The sequence below is a fragment of the Streptomyces actuosus genome (assembly GCF_016921115.1).
GTDB classification, from domain to species: Bacteria; Actinomycetota; Actinomycetes; order Streptomycetales; family Streptomycetaceae; genus Streptomyces; species Streptomyces actuosus_A.
Genome location: NZ_JAFFZS010000093.1, coordinates 1 through 1,641, shown reverse-complemented (window position 1 = coordinate 1,641; position 1,641 = coordinate 1). Strand labels below are relative to the sequence as shown.

Below are 1,641 nucleotides of genomic sequence, written 5' to 3'. Positions count from 1 at the left end.
GCCTAGTAATGTCAGTGGCTTTAGCGAAAGCCTGATCAAATTATATGCTGCAAGGAAGACAAGGGCTTAACAGTAGGAATTTGCATTTTTGTATTACTACACGGGCATCACATGAGAGTGTGTTCAGGACTATTGACCAATATTGATTGATCATAACTTAACAGATCTACACCTGACAGGGCCAGCGAGTACATCACCTTGGCCGAGACGTCCGGTAATCTTGTTAAACCCTGTCGTGCTGGGGATAGAGCATTGCAATTATTGCTCTTCAACGAGGAATGCCTAGTAGGCGCGAGTCATCAGCTCGTGCCGATTACGTCCCTGCCCTTTGTACACACCGCCCGTCGCTACTACCGATTGAATGGCTTGGTGAGGCCTTCGGACTGGCTCCAGGGGGTTGGCAACGACCCCCCAGAGCCGGAAAGTTGGTCAAACCTGGTCATTTAGAGGAAGTAAAAGTCGTAACAAGGTTTCCGTAGGTGAACCTGCGGAAGGATCATTACCGAGTGTTTGGATGCCCCTTCTCGGGGTGTCCGTCCTCCCATCCGTGTCTATTTGTACCCTGTTGCTTCGGCGGGCCCGCCCTTCGTGGCCGCCGGGGGGCTTCCCTGCCCCCGGGCCCGTGCCCGCCGGAGACCTCAACCATGAACACTGTCTGAAGGTTGCAGTCTGAGTACCGATATAAAAAATCGTTAAAACTTTCAACAACGGATCTCTTGGTTCCGGCATCGATGAAGAACGCAGCGAAATGCGATACGTAATGTGAATTGCAGAATTCAGTGAATGATCGAGTCTTTGATCGCACATTGCGCCCCCTGGTATTCCGGGGGGCTTGCCTGTCCGAGCGTCATTGCTGCCCTCAAGCACGGCTTGTGTGTTGGGCCCCCGTCCCCCTCCCAGGAAGGGGACGGGCCCGAAAGGCAGCGGCGGCACCGTGTCCGGTCCTCGAGCGTATGGGAAGCAACTTTTTTGTCACCCGCTCCTGTAGGTCCGGCCGGCGGCCTGCCCAACCCCAACCTTCTTTTTTTTAACCAGGTTGACCTCGGATCAGGTAGGGATACCCGCTGAACTTAAGCATATCAATAAGCGGAGGAAAAGAAACCAACCGGGATTGCCTCAGTAACGGCGAGTGAAGCGGCAAGAGCTCAAATTTGAAATCTGGCCCCTCCGGGGTCCGAGTTGTAATTTGTAGAGGATGCTTCGGGTGCGGCCCCTGTCTAAGTGCCCTGGAACGGGCCATCGGAGAGGGTGAGAATCCCGTCTGGGATGGGGTGTCCGTGCCCGTGTGAAGCTCCTTCGACGAGTCGAGTTGTTTGGGAATGCAGCTCTAAATGGGTGGTAAATTTCATCTAAAGCTAAATACTGGCCGGAGACCGATAGCGCACAAGTAGAGTGATCGAAAGATGAAAAGCACTTTGAAAAGAGAGTTAAACAGCACGTGAAATTGTTGAAAGGGAAGCGCTTGCGACCAGACTCGCCCACGGGGTTCAGCCGGCTTTCGGGCCGGTGTACTTCCCCGGGGGCGGGCCAGCGTCGGTTTGGGCGGCCGGTCAAAGGCCCCCGGAATGTAACGCCCCTCCGGGGGCGTCTTATAGCCGGGGGTGTCATGCGGCCAGCCTAGACCGAGGAACGCGCTTCGGC

General features: G+C 55.1%; 2 rRNA genes. Both read left to right on the top strand.

Features of this window, described 5'->3' with window-relative positions:
• A 16S ribosomal RNA gene (locus tag JS756_RS38875) occupies positions 1 to 507 on the top strand; the annotation flags it as partial.
• Positions 508 to 684: 177 nt separating this feature from the next.
• A 23S ribosomal RNA gene (locus JS756_RS38870) occupies positions 685 to 1,641 on the top strand; the annotation flags it as partial.